The following is a 24882-nucleotide window of genomic DNA, read 5'->3' as shown; positions in this document are numbered from 1 at the left end:
TAGGCGGGTTATTTATTTGGCGTGTGGCACCACTTTGTAGAGCGATGCTTCTCCCCGCGGTCGGGTTTTAAACCGACGATGCACCCACAGATACTGCTCCGGCGCACGTAAAATCTCGCGTTCGATAATTTTGTTCATATAGCTCGCCGCCGACACTTCATCCCCACAAGGATAATCGGTCATCGCTTCGCTAATGTGCAGCGTGTAGCCTTTCGTATCAGGCTTACGCACCATCGTCACGGTCAGCATTGCCGCACCGGAAAGGCGTGACAATACGTTAGTACCGTTGGTGGTTGCCGCTTCGCTCACCGAGAAAAACGGAGCAAATACGCTGCCTTTCGGGCCGTAGTCCTGATCCGGCGCAAACCACACCGCTTCTCCCGCTTTCAGCGCCTGAACCAGGCCACGCAGGTTACGACGATCGATCATCGCTTTGTTTGAACGCAGACGCCCGGTGGTTTGTACCCACTCCATCAACGGGTCGTTGTGCGGGCGATAGGTTGCCATCATCGGACGACACAGCCCCATCGCACGGCCACCTAATTCCAGCGACATAAAGTGCACGCCAACCACCATCACTCCACGCTGCTCTGTCAGCGCGTGCATTAGGTTGGCATAGCCTTCGACATCAAACCATTTGCGCACGCGCGCATCGCTCCAGAACCAGGCCATACCGGTTTCGATAAGCCCCATACCCAAAGACATAAAGTTTTGTTCAATCAGCTTTTCGCGCGCTTCCGCCGTCATATGAGGGAAACAGAGCTCAATGTTGCGCGTAGCAATTTGCTCACGGCGTTTCAGAAAACGACGCGAGGCTTTACCGACGGAGGTACCGAGCAGGTGTAAAAGCGGATAAGGGAGTTGGACTACTAGCCATAAGAGAGCAAGCGCAAACCACTTCAACCCATTACGTGGGTGAAGCAAACGAACATCAAAATTCTGGAACATCATTTTTTCCGGATAACGTGGAGCACTGCACAAGGTAACGCTTAAGAAAAAAATGAGTCCATTCCTCTGTCTTAACGCGGTACGTATGAGTATTTGACAGTACTGCATTCGACAAATTCACTGTCCGGACGTTTATTTACAAAACGGCAGAATACGGAGGTGTAATACGGCGTGGCAGGCTGTGGCTTAACTCGCCGCAAGCATGCGCTTTTTCTTTTAAAAAAAATAGCGATTTTTATTCACGCATTGAAATAATTATTCTAATACTGAGCATAAATATAATTAGCACGATAGCGGTTTTAGTGAGTGAAATGATTCTTCTGCGTTTTTCAGCAGTTCCATTTCCTGCATCACATTTCCACGGAAATTTTTTTTTGCGAAATGACACAAAAGTACTTGGATGCGGCAGAAAATCTGTTTACATTGGTTTAACAAGCACGCGAGTCGTATACCGTGTTTGACCTGTTGGAAGGAAACGACAGATAAAAAGAGACCGAAAACGATTCCTGTTTTCGGTCCAGGGAAATGGCTCTTGGGAGAGAGCCGTGCGCTAAAAGTTGGCATTAATGCAGGCTAAGTCGCCTTGCTTTATAAGAATAGATGACCGTGACAGGTTTTCCAGTCCACAACCGCTGTGAGCTGAAAAATTTCGTTGAATAAACGGCATAAGATAAAAAAACCGCAGCCATTCCATGAGAATGATTGCGGTTTTTTATTGATTTTTAAACAGATATTCTGAGAATCAGCAGAGTTTCTTCGCTCGCTCGATAAACGGTGCCAGGCTCATTTTCACACCCGGCTGTTTAGGATCGTCAATCTGGATGATGCTTAGCGGCTGCGCCTGAGTCTTGCCCGCTTTCACCTGCTGTTCAGCCACATCATTAAGCGGATACTGCACCAGCGTGCTCGGGTTGATGACGTACAGCGCATTATCAGGGCGACAGGTCAGCATGACCTCTTCGCGGTTGAACGCCCAGTTCTCCTTACCCACCTCAAAACGGCTGACGGTAATAATCTGTGCAGCCAACGCTGAGCCGGTGGTGGTAAGTAACAACAAAGAGAGAATAATCTTTTTCATAATTCGCCAGTTCAATTAAAAAGGTTCCCAGGTGGCGAACAGGCTTACACACGCCAGCACCAGAGCCCCCAGGACAATTTCCGCCTGCGTGGTTCGCAGGAAAATACGCTGCGTCAGTTCCGTCGCGGCCGACATTCTCGGCACCAGCAGATAACGATTCGCCAACGCGACCATCACCATTAACGCCACGAAGCCGCACTTCACCCACAGCGCGACCCCGTAGGGTGTTGCAACGCTAAGCCCACCCTGAATCAGCCAGGCATTAACCAGACCGCTTGCAATCGCCCCAGCCACCGCCAGGTGCCCATAACGGGAAAAGCGCATCATGGTGTCAATAGCCGCTTTACGCCAGCGCCCTTTTGCCAGACGCAGGCAATAAAGAAACGGCACCAGCCCGCCAACCCATGCGCCAGCACAAAGGAGATGTACCGCATGATTGATACGTTGCAGCACACCAAGCGCGCCGTCATACATGGCGGCATGCCCTACACCCGCCAGCAGGATAAACTGTGCGACGCCCAGAAGCAAAAGCCGACGCATCATCTGTCGAGGTTGAACCCAGGCGATGCCTAATGTGACCCACGCGAGGACAACCTCCCACAGCCAGACGCTGCCAAAGTGAGTCTGTATCACCGCCCGCCAGACTTCGGGCCGCCAGGTATCTGACCAGCCGTCGCCCATCAGCCCGCCCTGCACCACCAGCATCAACATAGCTGAAAGCACGCTTACCGCTAACGCGCTGCGCAGTAGCCGAGAAAAGCGCTGGGCCAGCAAACGCCTGAGTTCTGTAGGTGCCCACCACCCCGCATAAAGCGTGCAGCCAAAGGCCACCATCAGCGCGGCAAAGTGAGCAAAACGCAAACCAACGTAGAGAGCCGCCAGCATATTACTTCACGCTAAACTGGTACTGACCTTTAGTCTTGTGCCCGTCGACGGAAACAACGTGCCATTCGACGGTGTACAGCCCCTCTCCCAGCGTTTCGTTCAGCGGAATAACCAGCTGCGCTTTATCGCTTTCGCTACGCGTGGCTTTACCAACGGGAATAATGCGCTTATCTGGCCCCATCAGCGTCACACCGCTGAAGCCAGGCTCAACACCTTCAGAGAAGTTAAGCGTTAATGCGTGAGGTGCGGGGCTGACCGCTGAATTTGCTGCCGGGATTTGCTGCTGAAGATGGGCATGAGCCCAGACGGATGAAGCACTGAGTGAACCCAGGACAAACACCATGGCACTGAGTGCGCGAGGCGCGGTGAATTTCATTTCCATCATTCCCTTTTGTTATCGATATATGACAAAGAATAACGCTGTATAATGTTCTCGTCGAGATGAGCACCCTCTGGACTTGCCATTTTGCGATACTCTTAGTAACTTTTGCGCGTTATTCCAAGGAGAAAATCATGCACACCAATCTGGCAACCCTACCACAAGACGAGATGGACAAAGTGAACGTTGATCTGGCTGCCGCTGGCGTGGCGTTTAAAGAGCGCTATAACATGCCGGTCGTCGCCGAAGTGGTTGAACGTGAACAGCCAGCGCATCTGCGAGACTGGTTCCGCGAACGCCTGATTACGCACCGTTTGGCCTCCGTCAATCTTTCCCGGCTGCCGTACGAGCCTAAATCCAAGTAAAGCTTACGCTTGGTTACAGTTCCTTACGCCAATCCTGATACTATGAGCTGGAATAAAAGCCCAATGACAACGTGTTGAAGGATGCAACGATGCTGACATGGACTATTGCAGCAGCGCAATATGCTCCCCGCAAGGGAGATGTTGCGGAGAACATCACCCACCATTTGCGGTTTATCGATGTCGCGGCCGAACAGGCCTGTAAGGTATTGATATTTCCAGAGCTCTCGCTTACCGGCCCTGACGACGAACAGACATTACCTGCGCCGCCGGACGATTCTCAGCTTTTGCCGTTAAGCGAAGCCGCTCAGCGCCATCAAATGACCATTATTGCTGGCCTGCCAATGGACAACGACGGCAAACGCATTAAGGGTATTGTCATTTTTGCCCCGCATACCCCAGGCCTCATTAAGCAGCATCAAGGCCAGGGAACCTGTCTCGCTCCCGAATCAGATCAAATCAGCGTCTTTGAGCTGAACCATGAGGGGTGTGAACTCTCCCCACAAGCCTCAGTGCTGGCAACCGTCAGCTCCATGGCGGAGCCACAGCAGCAGCGCACCAGCCAGCGGCTTCAGCGCTTCGCCCACAAATACGCCATTGCCGTTTTAAAATCGAACTATGCCAGCGGCACGTTTTCGGGCGGCAGCGCATTGTGGGATGAAAACGGTCAGCTTATCGTCCGCGCCGACGGCGGTGAACTGTTGCTGACAGGCAGAAAGAGCGCCCAGGGTTGGCAAGGCGAGATCATTCCATTACGCTAAACGTTTTAGGCCGGAGTTTGCCATGCTGCGCGTTATCGATACAGAAACCTGTGACCTACAAGGGGGCGTCGTCGAGATAGCCTCCGTCGATGTTATTGACGGTAAAATCGTCAACCCGATGAGTCATCTGGTTCGCCCGGACCGCCCTATCAGCCCGCAGGCGATGGCCATCCACCGGATAACCGAAGAGATGGTGGCCGACAAACCGTGGATTGAAGAAGTGGTGCCGTTTTACCAGGGTAGCCCGTGGTATGTCGCCCACAACGCCAGCTTCGACCGCCGCGTGTTGCCTGAAATGGACGGCGAGTGGATTTGTACCATGAAGATGGCCCGCCGCCTGTGGCCGGGAATCAAGTACAGCAATATGGCGCTGTATAAATCACGCAAGCTAAGCGTGGCGACACCACCAGGTCTGCATCATCACCGCGCACTTTACGACTGCTATATCACCGCGTCGTTGCTGATTGATATTATGCAGGTGTCAGGTTGGACGCCGGATCAAATGGTAGACGTCACCGGTCGACCGGCGCTGCTGCGTACCTTTACCTTCGGCAAGTACCGCGGGCAGGAAGTCGCGGAAGTGGCGAAAAACGATCCGGGCTACCTGCGCTGGCTGTTTAACAACCTCGACCGCATGAGCCCGGAAATGCGCGTTACGCTTAAGCACTACCTCGAGCTGTAATTAACGCTCGGTTTGCCCCGGCAACGTTCCCTGCGCCAGGGCAATCAGGAAGGCAAACTCCAGCGCCACTCCTTCATAGCTTTTATAGCGTCCGGACTTCCCGCCGTGACCGGAGTCCATCTCGGTGCACAGCAGCAACAGATTGTCGTCTACCTTCAGCTCGCGCAGCTTAGCGACCCATTTTGCGGGTTCCCAGTACTGCACCTGGGAATCATGCAGCCCCGATGTCACCAGCAGATGCGGATAGGCCTGCGCACGCACATTATCGTAAGGGCTGTAGGATTTCATATAGCGATAGTAAGTTTCATCCTGCGGGTTACCCCATTCCTCAAACTCGCCGGTGGTCAGCGGAATCGACTCGTCGAGCATAGTGGTCACGACATCAACGAACGGCACCTGTGCAACGACACCGTGGAACAGATCGGGACGCTCGTTGACCACCGTGCCCATCAGCATGCCTCCCGCGCTTCCGCCCATGCCATAACACAGCGAGGAGTCACCGTAGCCTTTGGCCAGCAGCGCTTCCGTCACATCCAGATAATCGTTGAAGGTATTTTTCTTCTTGAGGAATTTCCCCTCTTCGTACCATAACTGCCCCAGCTCACCGCCGCCGCGAATATGGGCGATAGCAAAGACAAAGCCGCGGTCAAGCAGGCTTAAGCGGCTGCTGCTGAAGTCGGCGTCCATGCTGGCACCGTAAGAGCCGTAGCCGTAAACCAACAGCGGATTTTTACCCCGACGGAAATGTTCATGGCGGTAAACCAGTGAAACCGGGACCTCTATGCCATCACGTGCGGTAACCCACAGACGCTCACTGCGATAGCGGCTGGCATCAAAACCTTTCACCTCCTGCTGCTTCAGCACGCGGCGTTCTCCGCTGTCCATGTTCAGCTCAAACAACGTGTCAGGGGTGGTCATCGACGAGTAGCCATAGCGCAGGCAGGCGGTTTCCGGTTCCGGGTTGTAGGCAATCCATGTCACGTAGGCCGGATCATCAAAAGCGATGGACGTTTCCTGCTGGCTATGGCGATGGATCTGGCGCAGGCTGGTTAAGCCACGCTGGCGCTCTTCAACCACCAGCCAGTCACGAAACAGCGTGAAGTCTTCCAGCATGACCGCGTCGCGCGGCGCAATCAGAGTTTGCCACTCCGCCTCTTCAAAGGATTCACTGCGATACAAACCAAAGTTTTTGCCATCGCGGTTAGAGCGCAGGTAAAACTGGTTTTGATAGTGATCGAGGCTGTATTCATGGTCTTTACGCCGCGGCACAAAGACGCGCGGCTGGGCGTTTACCTGGTCAGCATCGAGCAGCAGCATTTCGCTGGTCGTGGTGCTTGAGAGCACAATCACCACGTACTGGCGTGAAGAGGTCTTGTGCAGGCTGACGTAAAACGTCTCGTCCTGCTCCTCATAGATAAGTTCATCTTGTTCCGTAGATGCCCCAACCTGATGCCGCCAGACCTGCCACGGCAACAGCGTCGTGGGGTGCTGGCGAACGTAGTAAAGCACGCGGGAGTCATTTGACCACACCACGCCCGGCGAGACATCGTCAATCACTTCTGGCAGCCAGGTTTCGTTTTCCAGATGGCGAATACGCAGGCTGTACTGACGGCGGGAAAGGAAATCTTCGGTCACCGCCAGCAGGTTATTGTCCGGCGCTACGTTCAGCCCGCCCAGGGTATAAAACTCGCTGTGCGCCGCCCGCTTATTTTCATCAATCAGCAACGTCCATTCATCACTATCTAACGCCTGACGTTGGTAAATCGCATATTCGCGTCCCGGCTCAAAAACCTGGCGGTAGCGATAACCGTTTTTGATATAAGGCGCGGAGACCTCACGCGGTGGGATCCTGTCGACAATCTCTTTCAGCACGCGATCCTGTAGACTGCGCTGGGAGGACATCACTTCGCGCCCGTAGGCGTTTTCCTGCTGTAAATAGTCAAGCACCGCCGGTTTGGTGCGGGTGTCATCGCGAAGCCAGTAGTAGTTATCGACGCGCGTATCACCATGCAATGTCATGGTGTGGGGTATCCGTTTCGCTTTAGGTGGCATCTCGTTATTCTTCTTGTTGTGTTAATTCATTATTAAGCCTGGCAAAAGTCGCGCTCATTGCCAACTTAACCTATCCCCTCATCCTACGTTTCATCAGCCTTTTGTGCCACTCGCAAGACAGACGCAAACGTTTTCGTTTATAATGTGCCAAACTTTGGATAGACGGTGGAATGGGTAATGACGTTATTAGGAACAGCTTTGCGTCCCGCTGCGACGCGCGTAATGCTTCTGGGTTCAGGTGAGTTAGGTAAAGAAGTGGCGATCGAATGCCAGCGCTTAGGCATTGAAGTGGTCGCCGTCGATCGTTACGCCGATGCGCCAGCGATGCACGTCGCGCACCGCGCTTACGTTATCAACATGCTCGATGGCAATGTCCTGAAAGCGCTGGTTGCGCAGGAAAAACCGGACTTTATCGTCCCGGAAATCGAAGCCATCGCCACGGATACGCTGATTGAGCTTGAGCAGGCGGGCCAGAAGGTGGTGCCGTGCGCCCGGGCGACCAAATTGACGATGAACCGCGAAGGCATTCGCCGTCTGGCGGCAGAAACCCTCAAGCTTCCAACCTCAGCCTACCACTTTGCCGACAGCGAAGCGCAGTTCCGTGAGGCGGTCACCGATATCGGTCTGCCGTGCATCGTGAAGCCCGTCATGAGTTCATCCGGAAAAGGCCAGACCTTTATTCGCCATGAAGACCAGCTGGCGCAGGCCTGGCAGTATGCGCAGGAAGGCGGTCGCGCCGGTGCGGGCCGAGTGATTGTGGAAGGCGTGGTTAATTTTGATTTCGAAATCACCCTACTGACCGTTAACGCCGTCGACGGCGTGCACTTCTGCGCTCCTGTCGGCCATCGCCAGGAAGATGGCGACTATCGTGAATCCTGGCAGCCGCAACAGATGAGCGAACTGGCGCTGGCACGCGCGCAGGAGATCGCCCGCGAGGTCGTGCTGGCGCTGGGCGGATACGGTCTCTTCGGTGTGGAGCTGTTTGTGTGCGGTGACGACGTGGTATTCAGCGAAGTGTCCCCTCGCCCGCACGATACCGGCATGGTGACGCTGATTTCGCAGGATGTATCGGAATTTGCCCTGCACGTTCGCGCCTTCCTCGGGCTGCCGATTGGCGGCATCCGTCAGTACGGTCCGTCCGCTTCTGCCGTACTGCTGCCGACGCTGACCAGTCGCAACGTCACCTTTGATAACGTGCAGAATGCGCTGGATGCTGGCGTACAGCTGCGCCTGTTTGGCAAACCAGATATCGCGGGTTCTCGTCGCATGGGCGTCGCGCTGGCAACCGCAGACAGCGTTGAAGAGGCCGTGGAACGCGCCAAAATCGCCGCGGCGGCAGTCGTCGTTCAGGGATAAGAAAAAAGGCGGGCTGCTTACGCATACCCGCCCTTCTTTTGCTTACCCGGCTATCAGACCGGGCGCAACGAACACCTTACAGCTTCGCGCCTTCAACCGCTTCGCGAGCCAGTTTGGTGATGCGATCGTAGTCGCCTGCTTCCAGCGCGTCGGCCGGAACCAGCCAGGAACCGCCGATGCACAGAACGCTTTTCAGCGCCAGGTAGTCACGGTAGTTAGCTGGAGAGATACCGCCGGTTGGGCAGAAACGAATCTGAGAGAACGGACCCGCGATTGCCTGCAGCGCTTTCACGCCACCGTTCGCTTCAGCCGGGAAGAATTTGAACTCTTTCAGGCCGTGTTCCATACCCAGCATCAGTTCAGACACGGAGCAGATACCTGGGATCAGTGGAATGGTGCCCGCGGTAGCGGCTTTCAGCAGGTTGTCGGTCAGGCCTGGGCTGATAGCAAACTGCGCGCCAGCGTCGGTCACTTCTTTCAGCTGCTGAGCGTTGGTCACGGTACCCGCACCCACGATAGCGTCCGGCACTTCTTTTGCGATAGCACGGATAGCGTCCATCGCACAGGCAGTACGCAGCGTCACTTCCAGTACGCGTACGCCACCAGCAACCAGCGCTTTCGCCATCGGTACAGCGTGCTCAAGCTTGTTAACCACGATTACCGGTACTACCGGGCCAGTGGTCAGGATTGCTTCTGCAGTTGTTTTCCAGTTTTTCATCAGAAATTTTCTCTCGCCAGATCTACAAAACGTGTCATCTTAAAAGGTAATACAGGTTGCGCCCTGCTCTGCGCCGGACAGTTTTTCCCGTAATGCGCCAAACAGTTCACGGCCTGTCCCCACGCGCGAAGCGCTCAGATCAGGAATATGCGGTTGGCGTGCTGCCAGTTCGGCTTCATCAACCAGCAGCGTCAGCTCGCCGGTCTGGCCATTGACGCGGATCATGTCGCCATCTCGCACTTTCGCCAGCAGGCCACCGTCATATGCTTCAGGGGTTACGTGGATCGCTGACGGCACTTTACCGGATGCACCGGACAGTCGTCCATCAGTGACTAACGCAATTTTGAAACAGCGGTCCAATAATACACCAAGTGGCGGCATAAGTTTATGTAATTCTGGCATGCCGTTCGCTTTTGGCCCTTGATGGCGCACAACAACCACGCAATCTTTATCCAATAAGCCAGCTTCGAAGGCTGGCAGCACATCGTGCTGACTTTCAAACACCACCGCTGGCGCTTCAATAATCTGGTTTTCAACCGGGACGGCTGAGGTTTTCATGACCGCGCGGCCCAGGTTGCCGCTCAGGACTTTGGTACCACCATGTTTAGAGAACGGCTTGTCGAAGGTGGCGATGATGTTGTCATCCAGCGAAGCCGTAGCGCCTTCGCGCCAGTCGAGCTTGCCTTCGTTCAGCCACGGCTCCATGGTGTAGTGAGAGAGACCGAAACCGGCTACCGTGTTTACGTCTTCATGCAGAAGACCGCCCTTCAGCAGTTCACGGACCAGCACAGGTACACCGCCCGCCGCCTGGAAGTGGTTGATATCCGCCGGGCCGTTCGGGTAGAGACGCGCCATCAGCGGCACGACTTCAGACAGGTCGGAGAAATCATCCCAGTTGATGATGATGCCCGCCGCGCGCGCCATCGCCACCAGGTGCATGGTGTGGTTGGTCGAACCGCCGGTTGCCAGCAGCGCCACGATACCGTTAACCACCACTTTTTCGTCGATCATCTTACCGAGCGGCATCCACTCGTTACCGTTACCGGTCATACGCGTCACCTGACGCGCAGCGGCAGCGGTCAGTTCTGCACGCAGCGGGGCATCCGGGTGAACAAAAGAGGAGCCCGGCAGCTGCATGCCCATAAATTCGATCACCATCTGGTTGGTGTTGGCGGTACCGTAGAAAGTGCAGGTGCCCGGCGCGTGGTAGGACGCGGCTTCGGATTCCAGCAGCGCATTACGATCCACTTTGCCTTCAGCATAAAGCTGACGAATGCGTACTTTTTCTTTGTTCGGCAGACCGCTCGCCATCGGGCCCGATGGAATAAAGACGGAAGGCAGATGACCAAAGGAGAGCGCCGCCATGGCAAGCCCTGGGACGATTTTGTCACACACACCAAGGTATAGCGCGCCGTCAAACATATTATGAGACAGGCCTACCGCAGCAGACATCGCAATCACTTCGCGGCTCAGCAGAGAAAGCTCCATGCCGTCCTGCCCTTGGGTTACGCCGTCGCACATAGCCGGCACGCCGCCCGCGACCTGACCGACCGCATTCACGCTATGCAGCGCTTTACGGATCACATCCGGGTAGTGTTCATACGGCTGATGGGCAGAAAGCATGTCGTTATAGGAGGTAATGATCGCGATATTGTTACGCAGCATGCTCTTCAGCGATGCTTTATCGTCGGGCTGGCAGGCGGCAAAACCGTGCGCCAGATTACCGCAGGCCAGTTCAGAACGGTGAACCGTTTCAGTTTTGGCCTGATTGATACGCGCCAGGTAGGCTTCACGCGTGTCGCGCGAGCGTTCAATAATACGATTTGTTACCCGTAACATTACAGAGTTCATAAAGGCTCCTCAAATTTTTCTGTCCAGGCCGCTATCTTACACGGGTAAATCATTGGTCTGATTTATCGAAAATCACCGTATAGCGCAGCTCAGAGGCAAAGGTCTACCCGTAGTGTAATAAAAAAAGCCCCGGAGGTGAATCCACTCGGGGCTTAAATGAGCAAAAATAGCACTACATGCTGTGTTAGATCATGTTACCGGTAAAATAACCCTTCCGGATTATCGCGGTCCCTTATTCGAACTCGTTCCAGGAACGGCCGTCACGGGTGATCATCGCGACCGAAGCAACCGGTCCCCAGGTGCCAGCCTGGTATGGTTTAGGGGCGTCTTTATCGCTTGCCCATGCTTCAGTGATGGAGTCGACCCACTTCCAGGCCTCTTCCACTTCGTCGCGGCGAACGAACAGCGCCTGGATACCACGCATGGTTTCCAACAGCAGACGTTCATAGGCATCCGCCAGGTGAGTCTGATTAAAGGTCTCTGAGTAGCTCAGATCCAGCTTGGTCACCTGCAGGTTATGCTTGTGCTCCAGACCAGGAACTTTGTTAAGGATCTGAATATCCACGCCTTCATCCGGCTGCAGACGAATAGTCAGCTTGTTCTGCGGCAGTTCAGGCCAGGTTTCTTTGAACAGGTTCAGTTCAGGGTTTTTGAAGTAAACGACAACCTCAGAGCATTTGGTCGGCAGACGTTTGCCGGTACGCAGGTAGAACGGCACGCCTGCCCAACGCCAGTTATCAATATCCACGCGAATAGAAACGAAGGTTTCGGTGCTGCTGGATTTGTTAGCGCCCTCTTCTTCAAGGTAGCCTGGGACTTTCTGCCCCTGCGCGAACCCTGCGGTATACTGACCGCGCACGGTTTTATCACGCACGTTGCTGCGGTCGATGCGACGCAGCGACTTCAGCACTTTTACTTTCTCATCACGAATGCTGTCGGCGCTCAGATCGGACGGCGGAGCCATCGCAATCATGCACAGAATTTGCAGCAGGTGGTTTTGAATCATATCGCGCATCTGACCGGCCTGGTCGAAGTAACCCCAACGGCCTTCAATCCCGACTTCCTCAGCAACGGTAATTTCCACGTGATCGATAGTGCGGTTATCCCAGTTGTTCACAAACAGGGAGTTGGCAAAGCGCAGCGCCAGCAGGTTCAGAACCGTTTCTTTACCCAGATAGTGGTCAATACGATAAACCTGGCACTCTTCAAAATATTCGCCCACCTGGTCGTTAATCTCGCGGGAAGTTTCCAGCGAAGTGCCCAGCGGTTTTTCCATGACGACGCGCGCCGGCTTAGCGTTCAGCTTCGCTTCACCCAGACCGCGGCAGATGGCGCCAAAGGTGCTTGGCGGCATAGCGAAGTAGTTGATGGTGGTGCGATTTTTTTGATCGAGCATCTCGCCAAGACGCGAAAATGCTGGCGCATCGTTGACATCGAGGTTGCAGAAGTCAAGGCGTGCGCTGAGGGTGTTCCACAAACCTTCATCAATCTTCTCTTTCATGAAGGTTTCGAGCGCTTCGCGGACAACTTTGGTGTATGCCGCTTTATCCCAGTCGGCACGGCCGACGCCGATAATCCGGGTGTCCGGATTAATCTGGCCAGCTTTTTCCAGCTGATACAGGGAAGGCAGCAATTTCCGGCGGGCCAAGTCGCCCTTCGCGCCGAAAATGACCAGATCGCATGCCTGGGCCGTTTGCGTTACCGCCATGTCATTCTCCTCAGTTTATATTCCCGGTTCTATGCCAGGCTATCTACCCGTCACCGTTCAGCTTTTGCCGAAAAGCGACGGATATCGTTGTAATTTTCTTACGGTGCACTGTACTGTGTTTACGAAATTGCCGAAACCCTTTAACGCCTTTCGCTGGCTCCGATCGCACAATTCGGAACCATTGCGGCTGCGGCATTAGGCAATCCGCCAGTTTTGTTCGTTCTTTCGCCTGAGCCTCGTCTGTTAAAATACGACGGTGATCATGTTATGAAAAAAAACAACATTTTTTGCTGTTCCTCTTCGCTTTTCACTCATCTTCAGGCGTATATTCTTGCTAAAACGCCTGCAGATTTCACCCATTAATGGAATCGTTTCAATCTATGAGCAACTTGTCACGATGAACATGCTGGAAAGAATCCAGACCCAACTGGAAAACCTTAGCAAATCCGAGCGAAAAGTGGCGGAAGTTATTCTGGCCGCGCCAGAACAGGCAATCCATTCAAGCATTGCCGCACTCGCGCTTGAAGCTGAGGTCAGCGAACCCACCGTTAACCGCTTCTGCCGCAGTATGGAGACCCGGGGTTTCCCCGACTTCAAACTCCATCTTGCCCAAAGCCTGGCCAACGGTACACCGTATGTTAATCGTAATGTTGATGAAGATGACAGCGTTGAGGCTTATACGGCGAAAATTTTCGAGTCGGCCATGGCGAGCCTGGCACACGTTCGTCAGTCACTCGATATGTCGGCGGTTAATCGTGCGGTAGACCTGCTAACGCAGGCCAAGAAAATTGCTTTCTTTGGCCTGGGTTCTTCCGCCGCCGTGGCGCATGACGCGATGAACAAGTTTTTTCGCTTTAACGTCCCGGTCATCTATTCTGATGACATCGTATTGCAACGTATGAGCTGTATGAATTGCAGCGACGATGACGTTGTTGTGCTGATTTCCCATACCGGCAGAACCAAAAGCCTGGTCGAGGTCGCCCAAGTGGCGAGGGAAAATGATGCTATGGTTATCGCCATCACCTCCGCCGGCACGCCGCTGGCCAGAGAAGCGACCCTCGCTATCACGCTGGACGTTCCCGAAGATACCGACATCTATATGCCGATGGTTTCCCGACTTGCGCAGCTAACCGTGATCGATGTCCTGGCAACCGGTTTTACCTTACGTCGAGGGGCGAAATTCAGGGATAACTTGAAGCGAGTCAAAGAAGCATTAAAGGAATCGCGGTTTGATAAAGAGCTTTCAGCACACAGCGATAATCACTAAAACCGATAATAACGGTGTATTCGATTTAAACATTCGGTAATGATTGATACCGGATCCCTGTTCACGCAACACCTGAGTTGTATTAGTCAACGGAGTATTACATGTCCAGAAGGCTTCGCAGAACCAAGATCGTCACCACGTTAGGCCCAGCAACCGACCGCGATAACAACCTCGAGAAGGTAATTTCCGCCGGTGCTAACGTCGTACGCATGAACTTCTCTCACGGTACGCCAGAAGATCATCAGCTACGCGCTGACAAAGTACGCGAAATCGCAGCAAAACTGGGCCGCCATGTAGCTATTCTTGGCGATCTGCAAGGACCAAAGATTCGCGTTTCTACCTTCAAAGAAGGTAAAGTTTTCCTCAATATCGGCGACAAATTCCTGCTCGACGCCAACCTCGGTAAAGGTGAAGGCGACAAAGAGAAAGTGGGCATCGACTATAAGGGTCTGCCTGCCGACGTCGTGCCGGGCGACATCCTGCTGCTGGACGATGGCCGCGTACAGTTGAAAGTGTTGGAAATCCAGGGCATGAAGGTATTCACCGAAGTGACCGTCGGTGGCCCGCTGTCCAACAATAAAGGCATCAACAAGTTAGGCGGTGGCCTCTCGGCTGAAGCGCTGACCGATAAAGACAAAGCGGATATTCATACCGCGGCTAAAATTGGCGTTGATTACCTGGCCGTCTCCTTCCCGCGCTGCGGTGAAGACCTGAACTACGCTCGCCGTCTGGCGCGCGAAGCTGGCTGCGATGCCAAAATCGTCGCCAAAGTGGAACGTGCGGAAGCCGTGTGCAGCCAGGACGCGATGGATGACATCATTCTGGCCTCCGACGTCGTGATGGTTGCTCGTGGTGACCTCGGCGTTGAAATCGGCGACCCTGAGCTGGTCGGTATCCAGAAAGCGCTGATTCGTCGCGCTCGTCAGCTTAACCGCTCCGTGATCACCGCGACCCAGATGATGGAGTCGATGATTACCAACCCAATGCCAACCCGCGCGGAAGTCATGGACGTGGCGAACGCTGTGCTGGACGGTACCGATGCGGTGATGCTCTCAGCGGAAACCGCTGCGGGTCAGTACCCTTCTGAAACCGTTGCCGCCATGGCGCGCGTTTGCCTGGGTGCAGAAAAGATCCCAAGCATCAACGTTTCTAAACACCGTCTGGACGTACAGTTCGACAACGTGGAAGAAGCCATTGCCATGTCGGCAATGTATGCGGCTAACCACCTGAAAGGCGTGACCGCCATCATCACCATGACCGAGTCTGGCCGTACCGCGCTGATGACCTCCCGTATCACCTCCGGGCTGCCTATCTTCGCGATGTCCCGCCATGAGCGTACGTTGAACCTGACAGCGCTGTATCGCGGCGTGACGCCAGTCTTCTTCGACAGCGAATGTGACGGCGTTGCGGCGGCACACGACGCGGTAAATCTGCTGCGTGATAAAGGCTATCTGATGTCTGGCGACCTGGTTATCGTTACCCAGGGCGACGTGATGAGCACCGTGGGTTCAACCAACACCACGCGTATTCTGACCGTTGAGTAAGTTATTCTCGCTATAAAAAAACCGGACAATGTCCGGTTTTTTTATCCGCGTAACCGGCTAAGCGTCGTGTCGCCGGGCTACGGGGCTATTTCTTTTTCTTTGGATAGAGTTCTTTACGCTGATACGGCTCGGTTTCACCCGGCTTGCGCGTTTTCAGCAGCTTCAGGATCCACGTGTACTGCTCAGTATGCGGCCCAACGAAAATCTCCACCTCTTCGTTCATTCGACGCGCAATGGTGTTGTCATCCGCTTCCAGCAGGTCATCCATCGGTGGGCGAACCAGAATGGTCAGGCGATGCGTTTTGCCATCATAAACCGGGAACAGCGGCACTACGCGCGCGCGGCACACCTTCATCAGACGGCCAATCGCCGGCAGCGTGGCTTTATAGGTAGCAAAGAAATCCACGAACTCGCTGTGCTCTGGGCCGTGATCCTGGTCCGGCAGATAGTAGCCCCAGTAGCCCTGACGGACGGACTGAATAAACGGCTTGATGCCGTCGTTACGGGCGTGCAGACGACCGCCAAAACGACGACGAACAGTGTTCCAGACGTAGTCGAAGACTTTGTTGCCCTGATTATGGAACATCGCCGCCATCTTCTGGCCCTGCGACGCCATCACCATTGCCGGGATATCAACGCCCCAGCCGTGCGGCACGAGGAAAATGACGTTTTCGCCATTGGCGCGGAGCTCATCGATAATCTCCTGCCCCTGCCAGTCGAGGCGCGGCAGAATTTTTTCCGGCCCTTTCAGCGCCAGCTCTGCCATCATAACCATTGCCTGCGGCGCGGTGGCAAACATCTCATCAATAATGGCTTCGCGCTCAGCTTCGCTTTTATCCGGGAAGCAGTACAGCAGATTGATCTGCGCGCGACGGCGAGCGCTGCGGCCAAATTTACCCGCCAGGCGACCGAGCTTACCCAAAATAGGGTCACGGATTTTTGCCGGTACGTAAGCGATTCCCGCAAATGCCAGTACGCCTAACCAGGCACCCCAGTATTGAGGATGGCGAAAAGATTTCTCAAACTCGGGAATGTATTCACTGTTATTTTTTTTCGTTTCCATGCCTATTCCGGGGTTGAATCATCGGTCAATGTGGATAATCAGATAGTGTAGCGAGGCCGGGTGCTTCGCACAAAAGAAAAAGCCGGTGCTGTAAAGGCACCGGCTCTGAACGGATACTTCTTAGGCGAAATTAGTCGAAACGCAGCTGTGGCAGCACTTCTTTCACCTGGGCCAGGTAATCGGTACGATCCGAACCGGTCAGCCCTTCGGTGCGCGGCAACTTCGCCGTCAGCGGGTTCACCGCCTGCTGGTTGATCCATACTTCATAGTGCAGGTGCGGGCCAGTAGAGCGACCAGTGTTACCGGAGAGCGCAATACGGTCACCACGTTTAACCTTCTGACCTGGTTTCACCAGCAGCTTACGCAGGTGCATATATCGCGTGGTGTAGGTACGACCATGACGCACGGCGACATAGTAACCTGCTGCGCCACTGCGCTTCGCTACCACCACTTCACCGTCACCGACGGCCAGCACTGGCGTGCCTTGCGGCATCGCGAAGTCCACGCCGCGGTGCGGCGCTACGCGACCGGTTACCGGGTTCAGACGACGCGGGTTAAAGTTAGACGACACGCGGAACTGGCGCGCGGTTGGGAAGCGCAGGAAGCCCTTCGCCAGCCCGGTACCGCTACGGTCGTAGAACTTACCGTCTTCGGCGCGGATCGCGTAATAATCTTTACCGTCGGAACGCAAACGTACGCCCAGCAGTTGGCTCTGTTCACGCTTGCCGTTCAGCATTTCGCGTGACATCAGCACCGAGAACTCGTCGCCTTTTTTCAGCTTACGGAAGTCCATCTGCCACTGCATTGATTTAATCACCGCGCTGACTTCCGCGCTGGTTAAGCCGGCGTTGACGGCGCTGGTGACGAAACTTCCACCAACGGTACCTTTCACCAGGCTGTTAACCCAGTCGCCCTTCTGCAACTCGCTGCTCATTTTAAAACCATTAGCAACGCGATCGTAGGTACGGGTTTCGCGGCGCGACATCTCCCAGGTTAAACGCTGTAAATCACCATCGTCATTCAGCGTCCAGGAGAGCTGCTGCCCCACTTTCATATTTTTCAGATCTTTATCAACCGAGGCGAGCTGGCTGATATTCCCCATATCGATTCCGTACTGATTCAGAATGCTGCTCAGGGTATCGCCCGTGGATACTACATACTCATGCACGCCCGTTTCGTTATCGGCTTTATCGTCCAGCTCATCCTGAGGGATGGCTTCGTCTTCCTGCGCGGACTGATCAATCGGTTCGCTGGCCTCTGGCAGAAGCGAGCGAATTTCTTTTTTCTCCAGCTCAATCGTACGGACGACGGGGGATGAAGAGGTTGGATGGTAAACGTAAGGCCGCCAGACAGCGACGGCCAACGTGAGAACGGTGAGTGACCCCAGCATAACGCGGTGGGGCCGCGGCAAATTGTTAAATGCCAGAGCGACAGAGCGGGCTATCTGCTGCACGTATTCACTTCCTTACTTATCTCCTTTCAGGCAGCTCGCATACTGGGTCGCCAGTTGAGTAAGAAACGCCGGATAGCTTTCTTTACTCAGCTTAATGTTCGTGCCTAGAGGATCGAGCGTTCCCATGCGAACGCTGGTTCCCCGCGCAACTGATTCAACGACGGCGGGCCTGAATTGTGGCTCAGCAAAAACGCAGGTTGCTTTTTGCTCAACCAACTGTGTTCTTATTTGATGTAAACGCTGCGCACCAGGTTGAATTTCGGGGTTAACGGTGAAGTGCCCAAGCGGCGTCAAACCGTAGTGTTTTTCGTAATAGCCATAGGCATCATGAAAAACGAAGTACCCTTTTCCTTTTACCGGTGCCAGCTCGTTCGCCACCTTTTTATCGGTTGCGGCCAGATTGGCCTCAAAATCCTTCAGGTTGGCATCGAGCCGGGCTCGACTCTGGGGCATAAGTTCCACTAATTTGTCATGGATTGCAACCGCCGACAGCCGCGCTATCTCTGGGGAGAGCCACAGATGCATGTTGTACTCACCATGATGGTGATGCGCGTCACCTTTTTCGCCGTGAGCGTGGTCATGGTCATCTCCGTCACCGGCATCATGATCATCGTCATCTGCCCCTTTCATGAGCAACGGTTTCACACCGTCAAGCTGAGCGATGGTGACTTTTTTATTGTCGGGAATGCTTTGCGATGACTTGTCCATAAATGCTTCCATTTCAGGACCAATCCATACGACTAAGTCCGCGTTCTGTAAGCGTTTTGCATCAGATGGACGCAGTGAATAATCATGTTCAGACGCACCGTCTGGCAGTAATACTTGCGTCTCAGTGACGCCATCTGCAATGGCTGAAGCAATAAAGCCTAACGGCTTGAGCGATGCTACAACGGCAGCATCAGCATGCTGTGCTGTCGTTCCCCAAAGTGCAGCGGATAAAGCTGCGAAAAGAAGCGTATTTTTCTGTAACATAATGCGTCTATTAATCGAAATGAATAAGTGAAGTGTGATATTATAACATTCACTATCTTGTGCAACCCCTAATTGCTATGACGAATCTTGTATCTCTGGAAAATGTCTCCGTCACCTTCGGCCAACGCCGGGTGCTCGCTGACGTCTCGCTGAATCTCAAGCCAGGCCGCATTCTGACGCTGCTTGGTCCGAATGGCGCGGGCAAATCAACGCTGGTACGCGTGGTGCTCGGCCTCGTAGCACCTAGCGAAGGTGTTGTCATCCGCGATAAACATCTGCGCATTGGTTATGTGCCGCAAAAGTTACACCTCGACGCCACATTGCCGCTGACCGTCAAGCGATTTTTACGTTTACATCCGGCGACGCGAAAAGAAGATATTCTGCCCGCGCTGAAGCGCGTTCAGGCGGGACATCTGCAAGACGCCCCCATGCAGAAGCTTTCCGGCGGGGAAACCCAGCGCGTGCTACTCGCGCGTGCGCTGCTGAATAAACCGCAGCTGCTGGTACTGGATGAACCGACTCAGGGCGTGGACGTAAACGGTCAGGTTGCGCTTTACGATCTCATCAACCAGCTTCGCCAGGAACTCGACTGCGCGGTACTGATGGTCTCGCACGATCTGCATCTGGTGATGGCCAAGACCGACGACGTGCTTTGCCTTAACCACCATATCTGCTGCTCCGGAACACCGGACGTGGTTTCTATGCATCCGGAATTTATCTCAATGTTTGGCCCTCGCGGTGCAGAACAGCTGGGTATTTACCGCCATCAGCATAATCATCGCCATGATTTACAGGGCCGTATCGTTCTACGTCGGGGAAATGGGCAGTCATGATTGAAATTTTACTTCCAGGCTGGCTTGCCGGAATAATGCTGGCGTGTGCTGCCGGCCCGCTTGGCTCGTTTGTTGTCTGGCGACGGATGTCCTATTTTGGCGATACGCTGGCGCACGCTTCTCTGCTGGGCGTGGCGTTTGGCCTGCTGCTGAACGTTAATCCATTCTATGCGGTTATCTTTGTGACGCTGCTGCTGGCGGGCGGCCTGGTGTGGCTGGAGAAACGCCCTCACCTCGCCGTGGACACCCTGCTGGGTATTATGGCGCACAGCGCGCTGTCGCTGGGCCTGGTGGTGGTCAGCCTGATGTCGAATGTTCGCGTCGATCTGATGGCCTATTTGTTCGGCGACCTGCTGGCGGTTACGCCGCAGGATCTTATCTCCATTGCGCTGGGCGTGATGGTGGTGCTGGCGATTCTGTTCTGGCAGTGGCGCAATTTACTGTCGATGACCATCAGCCCGGATCTGGCCTTTGTCGACGGCGTGAAGCTGCAGCGGGTGAAGCTACTGCTGATGCTGGTCACGGCACTCACCATTGGCGTGGCGATGAAGTTTGTCGGTGCGCTGATTATCACGTCGCTGCTGATTATCCCGGCGGCCACGGCGCGTCGTTTCGCTCGCACGCCGGAGCAGATGGCGGGCGTCGCCGTTGGCGTGGGCATGATAGCGGTCACCGGTGGTTTAACCTTCTCAGCGTTCTATGACACACCTGCGGGTCCGTCGGTGGTGCTGTGTGCGGCCCTGTTGTTTATTTTCAGCATGATGAAAAAACAACCGAATGCCTAAATAAACGATAAACACCTCCATAGGAGGTGATTTGAAATCGGCTAAATAAATAAGCACCGATGATATTACCGGTGCTTATTTTATTACTGGGTACAAGCTGCTAAATACAATTTGGCGCCCTGAACGTTTTTGCCGCCTTCAATATCAAGACACTTGAGAACACCATCGGAATCAACTTTTTTCAGCTGTCCGTTGATATAGTCCCAATTACTCACAACGGTATCATATTCGCGGATATAAATTTTACCGTCTAATGGTGTGTAAGCATAATTTGGATGCGCATCCAGTCGCAGTGCGCCATTCATCTCGAAAGTGACCTGACGAATATTTTGCATACCTGGATTAGAACCACATACTCCCATCGTTGCCTGCTGGAAAGCAACACCGGTCATACACAATGTTTGTCCGTTACTGGTATTTTGAAGTTGGTCATTTACCATTTTCCATGTCTGGGTTCCGGAAATAGCCGCATTCGCTACGCCAGACATCGCGACGATAGTCAGGGCAGCAATTGATAGGACGGTCATTGATTTCATTTTGTTACTCCTCATGTATTGATGAAATTGATTTATAGCATGGGGGTTTCGCTATAAATTCATCACAAATGAGCGAAATATCTAAAATGACATGGATGATAAATCTGATGAGGAAAATAATGGGTCAGGCTCGCAGACGGAATATATCATTCCGTCTGCTCATCATTACGGCATCTCCGGCGGCGTAATACCGAAGTGATTCCACGCCCGCGTCGTCGCAATACGGCCACGCGGAGTGCGCTGCAAGAATCCCTGCTGAATCAGATACGGCTCCAGCACGTCTTCAATCGTTTCGCGCTCTTCCCCGATTGCCGCCGCGAGGTTATCCAACCCAACCGGCCCACCGAAGAATTTATCAATGACCGCAAGCAACAGCTTACGGTCCATATAGTCAAAGCCTTCCGCATCGACATTGAGCATATCCAGCGCCTGGGCGGCGATATCTGCCGAAATGGTACCGTCATGTTTCACTTCCGCAAAGTCTCGAACTCGGCGCAGCAGACGGTTGGCGATACGCGGCGTTCCGCGCGCACGACGAGCCACTTCCAGCGCACCATCATCGCTCATCTCCAGCCCCATAAAGCGCGCGCTGCGCCCCACGATATGCTGTAAATCTGGTACCTGATAAAACTCCAGGCGCTGCACGATGCCGAAGCGGTCACGCAGCGGTGACGTCAGAGAACCTGCGCGCGTGGTGGCGCCAATCAGGGTAAACGGCGGCAGGTCGATTTTAATCGACCGCGCAGCCGGGCCTTCCCCAATCATGATATCGAGCTGGTAATCTTCCATTGCTGGATAGAGCACCTCTTCCACCACCGGCGAAAGACGATGGATCTCATCGATAAACAGCACATCATGAGGTTCGAGGTTGGTCAGCATCGCCGCCAGATCGCCCGCTTTTTCCAGCACCGGGCCTGACGTGGTGCGCAGGTTTACGCCCATTTCGTTGGCAACGATATTGGCGAGCGTGGTCTTCCCAAGCCCCGGCGGGCCAAAAATAAGCAGGTGGTCAAGCGCGTCGCCGCGCAGCTTCGCCGCCTGGATAAAGATCTCCATCTGCGAACGAACATGCGGCTGACCGATATATTCGGCCAGTAACTTAGGACGGATGGCGCGATCCGCCACCTCTTCTGCCATGCTACTGCCTGACGAAATCAGGCGGTCTGCTTCAATCATCCTCTACCTCATAGCGCCGCGCGGAGCGCTTCGCGGATCAATGTTTCGCTGCTGGCATCCGAACGGGCAACTTTGCTCACCATTCGGCTGGCTTCCTGAGGTTTATAGCCCAGCGCCACCAGCGCAGCAACCGCTTCCTGCTCGGCGTCGTCGGCACTCGGACCCGCAGGAGACGTCAGCACCAGATCGGCGGCTGGCGTAAAGAGATCGCCATGCAGACCTTTAAAGCGATCTTTCATTTCGACAATAAGGCGTTCCGCCGTTTTCTTGCCGATGCCCGGCAGCTTAACCAGCGCCCCAAGTTCTTCGCGCTCTACCGCGTTGACGAACTGCTGCGCCGACATGCCGGAGAGAATGGCCAACGCCAGCTTCGGCCCAACGCCGTTGGTCTTAATCAGCTCTTTAAACAGCGTACGTTCCTGCTTGTTATTAAAGCCGTATAGCAGCTGCGCGTCTTCACGGACGACAAAGTGGGTGAAAACAATCGCTTCCTGCCCGGCTTCCGGCAGCTCATAAAAGCAGGTCATTGGCATATGCACTTCATAGCCTACGCCGCCCGTCTCCAGAAGAACCAGCGGGGGTTGTTTTTCGAGAATGATGCCTCTGAGTCTGCCTATCACGTGACGCTCCTGCGTTAAGGGCTAAAAGAGTAATGTACTATCATAAAAAAAGGCTGGATATTTATCCAGCCTGATTTGTGATTATCGTAATCGTCCACGCGCTAAGTTCAGCCGGGTATCGCTCATTTGCATGGCGTTCTGGCTGACGTGGCAGTGGGTAATGGCGATAGCCAGCGCATCGGCGGCATCGGCCTGAGGGTTGGCGGGAAGCTTTAACAGCGTACGGACCATATGCTGAACCTGGCTTTTTTCCGCACTACCAATACCCACGACGGTCTGTTTCACCTGGCGGGCGGCGTACTCAAAAACCGGGAGTTCCTGATTGGTTGCGGCGACAATCGCTACCCCGCGCGCCTGTCCCAGCTTAAGCGCCGAGTCGGCGTTTTTCGCCATAAAAACCTGCTCAATAGCGAAATAGTCCGGCTGGAACTGGGTGATAATTTCCGTCACGCCTGCATAAATCAGCTTCAGGCGTGACGGAAGATCGTCAACCTTGGTGCGGATGCATCCGCTGCCAAGGTAGGTTAGCTGTCTGCCAACCTGGCGAATGACACCATAACCGGTGATGCGCGACCCCGGGTCAATGCCGAGAATAATAGACATCACGCACCTCCTGTCAGGTTGCGGAACAGCCACCTCATTCTAAGGTTGCTGCAACCTCGTCAGAGATTTCGCCGTTGTGGTAGACTTCCTGAACGTCGTCACAGTCTTCCAGCATGTCGATGAGACGCATCAGTTTTGGTGCCGTTTCAGCATCCATGTCCGCTTTGGTGGACGGGATCATAGACACTTCTGCCGCGTCAGCCTTCAGGCCAGCCGCTTCCAGCGCGTCACGTACTTTACCCATCTCTTCCCACGCGGTGTACACGTCAATCGCGCCGTCGTCGAAGGTCACAACGTCTTCAGCACCAGCTTCCAGCGCCGCTTCCATGATGGTGTCTTCGTCGCCCTGCTCAAAGGAAATAATCCCTTTTTTGCTGAAAAGGTAAGCAACGGAACCGTCGGTACCGAGGTTGCCACCGGTTTTGCTGAACGCATGACGCACTTCAGCAACGGTACGGTTACGGTTGTCGGACAGACATTCGATCATCACCGCGGTGCCGCCAGGACCGTAACCTTCATAGATGATGGTTTCCATGTTGGAATCTTCATCACCGCCCACACCGCGCGCGATAGCACGGTTCAGGGTGTCACGCGTCATGTTGTTGGCCAGGGCTTTATCTACCGCAGCACGCAGACGTGGGTTCGCATCCGGATCGCCGCCGCCCAGTTTGGCCGCTGTCACCAGCTCACGAATGATCTTGGTGAAGATTTTGCCGCGCTTAGCATCCTGCGCCGCTTTACGATGTCTGGTGTTGGCCCATTTACTATGACCTGCCATAAAAATATCTCCAAAAAACTATGCCCTTTCAGGCAGCGTTAATGACAAATTCTTCAATCGCCTGCCGGTTGCTCCACGACTTGGTGAGCGCCGCCGCCGCGGGCGCATCGAGCCACTGGTAGGTCAGGTGCTCGGTGAACACAACTTCCCGCTCATGGGGCAGCGCAAGACAGAACCAGGATTCTGTATTGCGCTCAACGCCCGGCGCATAGCGATGACGTAAATGTTGAAAAATTTCAAACTCCACCGTGCGTTGACAGTCCATCAAGGTCAGTTGCTCAGAAACAACGTCTATAGTGACCTCTTCCTTTACTTCACGCATGGCGGCCTGCGACGCGGTTTCCCCCTCTTCCAGGCTGCCGGTAACCGACTGCCAGAAATCAGGGTCATCGCGTCGCTGCAGCATCAGCACCCGCTTACTGTCCTGGGCGTAAATCACCACCAGAATAGAGACGGGTCGCTTGAATGGCAT

Annotated in this window: 25 protein-coding genes; 8 read left to right on the top strand and 17 right to left on the bottom strand. The window is 54.3% G+C overall.

The genetic code is table 11. The features are described 5' to 3' along the window. Positions 1-12: 12 nt before the first annotated feature. The 4 genes from lpxP to yobA form a co-directional block, all read right to left on the bottom strand. Positions 13-948, bottom strand: coding sequence for a kdo(2)-lipid IV(A) palmitoleoyltransferase (gene lpxP / locus MY052_RS09930; RefSeq protein WP_035891672.1), 936 nt, complete (start codon positions 946-948; stop codon positions 13-15). Between the two features lie 742 nt (positions 949-1690). Next, on the bottom strand, positions 1691-2029 hold the full coding sequence (locus tag MY052_RS09925; RefSeq protein WP_115074432.1) for a YebY family protein: 339 nt from the start codon (positions 2027-2029) through the stop codon (positions 1691-1693). Positions 2030-2041: 12 nt separating this feature from the next. Then, a complete protein-coding gene (gene copD / locus MY052_RS09920; RefSeq protein WP_248538715.1) occupies positions 2042-2911 on the bottom strand; it encodes a copper homeostasis membrane protein CopD in 870 nt (289 codons plus the stop codon). A 1-nt stretch (position 2912) separates the two neighbouring features. Then, positions 2913-3287 carry a CopC domain-containing protein YobA gene (yobA, locus tag MY052_RS09915; RefSeq protein ID WP_202217749.1) on the bottom strand — a complete coding sequence of 125 codons (375 nt, stop codon included), beginning with the start codon at positions 3285-3287 and terminating at the stop codon, positions 2913-2915. Between the two features lie 137 nt (positions 3288-3424). Between yobA and MY052_RS09910 the strand changes: the two genes are divergently transcribed. The 3 genes from MY052_RS09910 to exoX all read left to right on the top strand — a co-directional run bounded on the left by MY052_RS09910 (position 3425) and on the right by exoX (position 5095). Continuing rightward, positions 3425-3655, top strand: coding sequence for a DNA polymerase III subunit theta (locus tag MY052_RS09910; protein ID WP_035891678.1), 231 nt, complete (start codon positions 3425-3427; stop codon positions 3653-3655). A gap of 89 nt (positions 3656-3744) precedes the next feature. Beyond that, positions 3745-4413, top strand: a complete 669-nt coding sequence (locus MY052_RS09905; RefSeq protein WP_248538714.1) for a carbon-nitrogen hydrolase family protein — start codon at positions 3745-3747, stop codon at positions 4411-4413. A gap of 22 nt (positions 4414-4435) precedes the next feature. Then, complete coding sequence (exoX, locus tag MY052_RS09900; RefSeq protein WP_202217747.1) at positions 4436-5095, top strand: exodeoxyribonuclease X; 660 nt, start codon at positions 4436-4438, stop codon at positions 5093-5095. On the opposite strand, the gene ptrB is transcribed toward exoX, so the two are convergent. Beyond that, positions 5096-7147, bottom strand: coding sequence for an oligopeptidase B (gene ptrB / locus MY052_RS09895; RefSeq protein WP_248538713.1), 2052 nt, complete (start codon positions 7145-7147; stop codon positions 5096-5098). A 177-nt stretch (positions 7148-7324) separates the two neighbouring features. Here ptrB and purT point away from each other — a divergent pair, with 177 nt between their 5' ends. Next, positions 7325-8503: a formate-dependent phosphoribosylglycinamide formyltransferase gene (gene purT, locus MY052_RS09890; protein WP_248538712.1), complete on the top strand. Its 1179-nt coding sequence runs from the start codon at positions 7325-7327 to the stop codon at positions 8501-8503. 76 nt (positions 8504-8579) lie between these two features. On the opposite strand, the gene MY052_RS09885 is transcribed toward purT, so the two are convergent. The 3 genes from MY052_RS09885 to zwf form a co-directional block, all read right to left on the bottom strand. After that, a complete protein-coding gene (locus tag MY052_RS09885) occupies positions 8580-9221 on the bottom strand; it encodes a bifunctional 4-hydroxy-2-oxoglutarate aldolase/2-dehydro-3-deoxy-phosphogluconate aldolase (protein WP_035891686.1) in 642 nt (213 codons plus the stop codon). A gap of 39 nt (positions 9222-9260) precedes the next feature. Beyond that, a complete protein-coding gene (edd, locus tag MY052_RS09880; RefSeq protein WP_035891688.1) occupies positions 9261-11072 on the bottom strand; it encodes a phosphogluconate dehydratase in 1812 nt (603 codons plus the stop codon). Positions 11073-11304: 232 nt separating this feature from the next. Next, the gene (zwf, locus tag MY052_RS09875; RefSeq protein WP_035891689.1) at positions 11305-12780 is read right to left on the bottom strand and encodes a glucose-6-phosphate dehydrogenase; all 1476 of its coding nucleotides are present in this window, start codon (positions 12778-12780) and stop codon (positions 11305-11307) included. 397 nt (positions 12781-13177) lie between these two features. On the opposite strand from zwf, the gene MY052_RS09870 reads away from it, so the two are divergent. Both MY052_RS09870 and pyk read left to right on the top strand, forming a co-directional pair. After that, a complete protein-coding gene (locus tag MY052_RS09870; RefSeq protein ID WP_035891692.1) occupies positions 13178-14047 on the top strand; it encodes a MurR/RpiR family transcriptional regulator in 870 nt (289 codons plus the stop codon). Between the two features lie 101 nt (positions 14048-14148). After that, positions 14149-15591 (top strand): pyruvate kinase, encoded by a 1443-nt coding sequence (pyk, locus tag MY052_RS09865; RefSeq protein ID WP_035891694.1) that lies wholly within the window; start codon positions 14149-14151, stop codon positions 15589-15591. 85 nt (positions 15592-15676) lie between these two features. On the opposite strand, the gene lpxM is transcribed toward pyk, so the two are convergent. The 3 genes from lpxM to znuA form a co-directional block, all read right to left on the bottom strand. Beyond that, on the bottom strand, positions 15677-16654 hold the full coding sequence (lpxM, locus tag MY052_RS09860) for a lauroyl-Kdo(2)-lipid IV(A) myristoyltransferase (protein ID WP_123652041.1): 978 nt from the start codon (positions 16652-16654) through the stop codon (positions 15677-15679). A 130-nt stretch (positions 16655-16784) separates the two neighbouring features. Then, the gene (gene mepM, locus MY052_RS09855; RefSeq protein ID WP_248538711.1) at positions 16785-18107 is read right to left on the bottom strand and encodes a murein DD-endopeptidase MepM; all 1323 of its coding nucleotides are present in this window, start codon (positions 18105-18107) and stop codon (positions 16785-16787) included. A 12-nt stretch (positions 18108-18119) separates the two neighbouring features. Further along, positions 18120-19079 carry a zinc ABC transporter substrate-binding protein ZnuA gene (gene znuA / locus MY052_RS09850; RefSeq protein ID WP_248538710.1) on the bottom strand — a complete coding sequence of 320 codons (960 nt, stop codon included), beginning with the start codon at positions 19077-19079 and terminating at the stop codon, positions 18120-18122. Positions 19080-19156: 77 nt separating this feature from the next. On the opposite strand from znuA, the gene znuC reads away from it, so the two are divergent. Further along, complete coding sequence (znuC, locus tag MY052_RS09845) at positions 19157-19912, top strand: zinc ABC transporter ATP-binding protein ZnuC (RefSeq protein ID WP_035891701.1); 756 nt, start codon at positions 19157-19159, stop codon at positions 19910-19912. Then, on the top strand, positions 19909-20697 hold the full coding sequence (gene znuB / locus MY052_RS09840; protein ID WP_248538709.1) for a zinc ABC transporter permease subunit ZnuB: 789 nt from the start codon (positions 19909-19911) through the stop codon (positions 20695-20697). The genes znuC and znuB overlap by 4 nt, the downstream gene beginning before the upstream one ends. Before the next feature lie 83 nt (positions 20698-20780). On the opposite strand, the gene MY052_RS09835 is transcribed toward znuB, so the two are convergent. The 6 genes from MY052_RS09835 to nudB form a co-directional block, all read right to left on the bottom strand. Next, a complete protein-coding gene (locus tag MY052_RS09835) occupies positions 20781-21233 on the bottom strand; it encodes a hypothetical protein (protein WP_035891704.1) in 453 nt (150 codons plus the stop codon). Positions 21234-21398: 165 nt separating this feature from the next. Beyond that, the gene (gene ruvB / locus MY052_RS09830; protein ID WP_123652044.1) at positions 21399-22409 is read right to left on the bottom strand and encodes a Holliday junction branch migration DNA helicase RuvB; all 1011 of its coding nucleotides are present in this window, start codon (positions 22407-22409) and stop codon (positions 21399-21401) included. Between the two features lie 8 nt (positions 22410-22417). Further along, on the bottom strand, positions 22418-23029 hold the full coding sequence (gene ruvA / locus MY052_RS09825; protein WP_035891707.1) for a Holliday junction branch migration protein RuvA: 612 nt from the start codon (positions 23027-23029) through the stop codon (positions 22418-22420). Positions 23030-23110: 81 nt separating this feature from the next. Continuing rightward, complete coding sequence (ruvC, locus tag MY052_RS09820) at positions 23111-23632, bottom strand: crossover junction endodeoxyribonuclease RuvC (protein ID WP_035891708.1); 522 nt, start codon at positions 23630-23632, stop codon at positions 23111-23113. A gap of 34 nt (positions 23633-23666) precedes the next feature. Next, positions 23667-24410: a YebC/PmpR family DNA-binding transcriptional regulator gene (locus MY052_RS09815; protein WP_035891711.1), complete on the bottom strand. Its 744-nt coding sequence runs from the start codon at positions 24408-24410 to the stop codon at positions 23667-23669. 28 nt (positions 24411-24438) lie between these two features. After that, positions 24439-24882 (bottom strand): dihydroneopterin triphosphate diphosphatase, encoded by a 444-nt coding sequence (gene nudB / locus MY052_RS09810; RefSeq protein ID WP_035891712.1) that lies wholly within the window; start codon positions 24880-24882, stop codon positions 24439-24441.

This window comes from Kluyvera ascorbata (assembly GCF_023195735.1).
Lineage (GTDB): Bacteria > Pseudomonadota > Gammaproteobacteria > Enterobacterales > Enterobacteriaceae > Kluyvera > Kluyvera ascorbata.
The sequence above is the reverse complement of the archived record's forward strand: the minus strand, read 5'-3'. Positions and strand labels throughout refer to the sequence as shown.

Bases quoted from the DNA above. Each gene is read 5' to 3' on its own strand.
- lpxP (WP_035891672.1), bottom strand. From the start codon at position 948: ATGTTCCAGAATTTTGATGTTCGTTTGCTTCACCCACGTAATGGGTTG.
- copD (WP_248538715.1), bottom strand. From the start codon at position 2,911: ATGCTGGCGGCTCTCTACGTTGGTTTGCGTTTTGCTCACTTTGCCGCG.
- yobA (WP_202217749.1), bottom strand. From the start codon at position 3,287: ATGAAATTCACCGCGCCTCGCGCACTCAGTGCCATGGTGTTTGTCCTG.
- MY052_RS09910 (WP_035891678.1), top strand. From the start codon at position 3,425: ATGCACACCAATCTGGCAACCCTACCACAAGACGAGATGGACAAAGTG.
- MY052_RS09905 (WP_248538714.1), top strand. From the start codon at position 3,745: ATGCTGACATGGACTATTGCAGCAGCGCAATATGCTCCCCGCAAGGGA.
- exoX (WP_202217747.1), top strand. From the start codon at position 4,436: ATGCTGCGCGTTATCGATACAGAAACCTGTGACCTACAAGGGGGCGTC.
- ptrB (WP_248538713.1), bottom strand. From the start codon at position 7,147: ATGCCACCTAAAGCGAAACGGATACCCCACACCATGACATTGCATGGT.
- purT (WP_248538712.1), top strand. From the start codon at position 7,325: ATGACGTTATTAGGAACAGCTTTGCGTCCCGCTGCGACGCGCGTAATG.
- MY052_RS09885 (WP_035891686.1), bottom strand. From the start codon at position 9,221: ATGAAAAACTGGAAAACAACTGCAGAAGCAATCCTGACCACTGGCCCG.
- edd (WP_035891688.1), bottom strand. From the start codon at position 11,072: ATGAACTCTGTAATGTTACGGGTAACAAATCGTATTATTGAACGCTCG.
- zwf (WP_035891689.1), bottom strand. From the start codon at position 12,780: ATGGCGGTAACGCAAACGGCCCAGGCATGCGATCTGGTCATTTTCGGC.
- MY052_RS09870 (WP_035891692.1), top strand. From the start codon at position 13,178: ATGAACATGCTGGAAAGAATCCAGACCCAACTGGAAAACCTTAGCAAA.
- pyk (WP_035891694.1), top strand. From the start codon at position 14,149: ATGTCCAGAAGGCTTCGCAGAACCAAGATCGTCACCACGTTAGGCCCA.
- lpxM (WP_123652041.1), bottom strand. From the start codon at position 16,654: ATGGAAACGAAAAAAAATAACAGTGAATACATTCCCGAGTTTGAGAAA.
- znuA (WP_248538710.1), bottom strand. From the start codon at position 19,079: ATGTTACAGAAAAATACGCTTCTTTTCGCAGCTTTATCCGCTGCACTT.
- znuC (WP_035891701.1), top strand. From the start codon at position 19,157: ATGACGAATCTTGTATCTCTGGAAAATGTCTCCGTCACCTTCGGCCAA.
- znuB (WP_248538709.1), top strand. From the start codon at position 19,909: ATGATTGAAATTTTACTTCCAGGCTGGCTTGCCGGAATAATGCTGGCG.
- MY052_RS09835 (WP_035891704.1), bottom strand. From the start codon at position 21,233: ATGAAATCAATGACCGTCCTATCAATTGCTGCCCTGACTATCGTCGCG.
- ruvB (WP_123652044.1), bottom strand. From the start codon at position 22,409: ATGATTGAAGCAGACCGCCTGATTTCGTCAGGCAGTAGCATGGCAGAA.
- ruvC (WP_035891708.1), bottom strand. From the start codon at position 23,632: ATGTCTATTATTCTCGGCATTGACCCGGGGTCGCGCATCACCGGTTAT.
- MY052_RS09815 (WP_035891711.1), bottom strand. From the start codon at position 24,410: ATGGCAGGTCATAGTAAATGGGCCAACACCAGACATCGTAAAGCGGCG.
- nudB (WP_035891712.1), bottom strand. From the start codon at position 24,882: ATGCCATTCAAGCGACCCGTCTCTATTCTGGTGGTGATTTACGCCCAG.